This is a genomic window from Roseateles sp., assembly GCF_036486225.1.
GTDB lineage: Bacteria > Pseudomonadota > Gammaproteobacteria > Burkholderiales > Burkholderiaceae_C > Roseateles.
This window is the reverse complement of sequence record NZ_DASVNZ010000324.1, coordinates 1-3468: the sequence shown is the minus strand read 5'-3', so window position 1 is coordinate 3468 and position 3468 is coordinate 1. Positions and strand designations below refer to the sequence as shown.

The window sequence follows — 3468 nt, the reverse complement described above, 5'->3', positions numbered from 1 at the left end:
GGCGCCCGCGCTGGCCGCGGCGGTGGACGCGGCGCTGCCGCGCATCGCCGCCGGTGGTCGGCTGCTGTATGCCGGGGCCGGGACCTCGGGCCGGCTGGGCGTGCTGGACAGTGTCGAGCTCGTCCCCACCTTCTCGTGGCCGCGCGAACGCGCGGTCGCCGTGCTGGCCGGCGGCGAGGGCGCGATGTTCGTCGCCGTCGAAGGCGCGGAGGACGACGAGCCTCAAGGCCGCCGCGACATCGAGGCGCTCGCGCCGACGCCGGACGACGTGGTGATCGGCATCGCCGCCTCGGGCCACACGCCTTACGTGCTGGGCGCGCTGGCCGCCGGCGAGTACCCGGTCCTGCTGGACACCGGCGCCGAGGTGATCTCCGGCAGCACGCGGCTGAAGGCCGGCACCGCGCAGAAGATCGCGTTGAACACCTTCTCCAGCGCGCTGATGGTCAAGCTGCACAAGGTCTACGGCAACCTGATGGTGGACATGAAGGCCACCAACGCCAAGCTGGTCCGGCGCGCCGTCGCGTTGACGATGCGCGCGGCCGATACCGACGAGGCCGCCGCGCGCGCCGCGCTCGACCAATGCGGTTTCCACGTGAAGACCGCCACCGTGATGCTGCTGCGCCAGCTGGACGCGACCAGCGCCCAGGCCCTGCTCGCGCGGCACGACGGCGACGTGCGCGCGGCGTTGGCCGAACGCTGAACGTCGCGCTCCGATCGCCGTTCGCTCACGCGCTTCGAATGGTCCCCGCACGGCCCCCTGACGGTCCTCTCCCGCAAGCGCTGCAATCCCCGATGCGGCATCTGTCCGGTTTGCATCGACACTGAGCGCCATGCACGCTGATCCCGTTTCCCCGAGCGCCCGCGGCCCCTGGCGCTGGGTGCCCACGCTGTACTTCGCGCAGGGCATGCCGTACGTGGTCGTGATGACGCTCTCGGTCATCATGTACAAGAACCTGGAGATCTCGAACACCGACATCGCGCTCTACACCAGCTGGCTCTACCTGCCCTGGGTGATCAAGCCGCTGTGGTCGCCGCTGGTCGAGATGCTGGGCACCAAACGCCTGTGGGTCGTGACGCTGCAGTTCGCCGTCGGTGCGGCGCTGGCGATGGTGGCGCTGACGCTGCCGATGGAACGCGCCTTCCAGATGTCGCTCGCGGTGCTCTGGCTGATGGCCTTCGCCTCGGCCTCGCACGACATCGCCGCCGACGGCTTCTACCTGCTCGCGCTGGAGAAGCATGAGCAGGCCGCCTTCGTCGGCGTGCGCTCGACCTTCTACCGCGTCGCCAACATCGGCGGCCAGGGCGGCCTGGTCTGGCTGGCCGGCGAGCTGCACGACCGCGGGGACAGCTGGGTGCTGGCCTGGCAGGGCGTGATGGCGGTCCTCGCCGGGGCCTTCCTGCTGCTCGCGGCGTATCACCTGTGGCGCCTGCCGCGCCCGGCCGTCGACGTCCCCCTCCCGCGCGAGCAGCGCGCGCCGGGCACGTTCTTCCGGATCTTCGCCGCGTTCTTCCGCAAGCCCGGCCTGGCGGTGACGCTGGGCTTCCTGCTGCTCTACCGTTTCCCGGAAGCGCAGCTGCTGAAGCTCGCCACGCCCTTCCTGCTGGACCCGATCGACAAGGGCGGCCTGGCACTGAGCAACAAGCAGGTCGGCCTGGCCTACGGCACCGTCGGCCTGATCGCGCTGACGCTGGGCGGCCTGCTCGGCGGCTGGATCATCTCGCGCGTCGGCCTGAAGAAGGCGCTCTGGCCGCTGGTGCTTGCGATGCACCTGCCCAACGTCGTGTTCCTGGCCATGGCCTATGCCCACCCGGGAAGCCTCGCCGTCATCAGCGCGGCGCTGGCGATCGAGCAGTTCGGCTACGGGCTCGGCTTCACGGCCTACCTGATGTACATGGTCCTGGTCGCCGAGGGCGCCCACAAGACCGCCCACTACGCGATCTGCACCGGCTTCATGGCGCTGGGCATGATGCTGCCCGGCATGTGGAGCGGCTGGCTGCAGGATCACCTCGGCTACCCGCACTTCTTCGCGTGGGTGCTGATCGCGACGATCCCTTCGCTGGTCATGACCGCGCTGATCAGGATCCCCGAGGGCTTCGGCCGCAAGGAGGCCGGCGCGTGAACACGTCCCGGACCGGCGGCAGCGGCCTCGGCGGCATGGGCGTGGTCGGGGACCGGCTGCTGTCCCTCGACGCCTTCCGCGGTTTCGCGATCGCGGCCATGCTGCTGGTCAACAACCCGGGCGACTGGTCGCAGCTCTACGCACCGCTTGAGCACGCCGAGTGGCACGGCTGGACCTTCACCGACTGGATCTTCCCCTTCTTCGTCTTCATCAGCGGGATCTCGATGAGCTTCAGCCTGGCGCGACGCGGCCAGGCCGCCGACCGCGCCGTGCTGCTGCGCCACATGTGGCGCCGGGGCGCCACGATCATCCTCATCGGGCTGGCGCTCAACCTCTTCCCGTTCTTCCACTTCGAGACGCTGCGCATCCCCGGCGTGCTGCAGCGGCTGGGGCTGATCACGATCCTGGTCGCGCCGATCGCGCTGTGGTGCGGCTGGCGCGCCCAGCTGGCGTGGTTCGTCGGTCTGCTGCTCGGCTACGGCCTGGTCCAGACCTTCGTCGCCGTGCCCGACGCGACAGGCGTCTGGCATCGCGGCTCGCTGCAGCCGGGCGAGGACGTCGGCGCCTGGCTGGACCGGACGCTGCTCGGCGGCCACCTCTGGGCCAAGAGCAGGACCTGGGACCCCGAAGGCCTGCTGAGCACCCTGCCCGCCGTCGCGAGCCAGATCGCCGGCCTGCTCGCGGGGCGCTGGCTGGCACACCGCGGCCGCGATCCCGGCGAGAAGGCGACCTGGTTCCTGGTGTCGGGTCTTGCCTGCCTGTGGATCGCGCAGGTCCTCGACGCCTGGACCCTGCCCATCAACAAGAATCTCTGGACGCCCGCCTTCGTTTTCCTCACGACCGGCTGGGGGTGCCTGGTGTTCGGCGTGTTCTACTGGCTGCTCGATGCCGCGCCGCTGCCGCGCATGCGCGACGCGATGGCGCGACGTCTGCGCCCGCTGGTGGTGTTCGGTGTGAACGCGTTGTTCCTCTTCGCGCTGTCGGGCCTGGTGGCCCGGCTGCTCGGACTGATCCACGTGGCCGAGGGCGTCACGCTCAAGGCCTGGCTCTTCGCGCCGCTGCGCGCGCTGCCGGTGGATCCGCGTTTCGCGTCGCTGCTGTTCGCCGCCGGCTTCGTGGCGGTGTTCTACGGCGTCGCGTGGGCGATGTGGCGACGCGGCTGGATCGTGAAAGTGTGAGCGGCCCCTGCGGCGCCGCCGGATGAGCCTTCGATGCGACGACGACAGTGGATGACCGCGGCCCTGGCCGCCCCGGTGCTCGGTTCCCTGGGCACGACGCTTTCGGGCTGCAGCACCGCCCGGCCGCAGGCCCTGCCCGCGCTGCCGGCCCCGGCGCCCGACGACGCCCC

3 protein-coding genes are annotated in these 3468 nt (G+C 70.8%); all 3 read left to right on the top strand.

From position 1 onward, the window contains the following. On the top strand, nt 1-700 hold a 700-nt coding region (locus tag VF536_RS21160), incomplete at its 5' end, for an N-acetylmuramic acid 6-phosphate etherase (RefSeq protein ID WP_331616856.1). 130 nt (nt 701-830) lie between these two features. Further along, nucleotides 831-2120: an MFS transporter gene (locus tag VF536_RS21155; RefSeq protein WP_331616855.1), complete on the top strand. Its 1290-nt coding sequence runs from the start codon at nt 831-833 to the stop codon at nt 2118-2120. Then, nucleotides 2117-3298 carry an acyltransferase family protein gene (locus VF536_RS21150; protein WP_331616854.1) on the top strand — a complete coding sequence of 394 codons (1182 nt, stop codon included), beginning with the start codon at nt 2117-2119 and terminating at the stop codon, nt 3296-3298. The genes VF536_RS21155 and VF536_RS21150 overlap by 4 nt, the downstream gene beginning before the upstream one ends. Nucleotides 3299-3468: the final 170 nt, after the last annotated feature.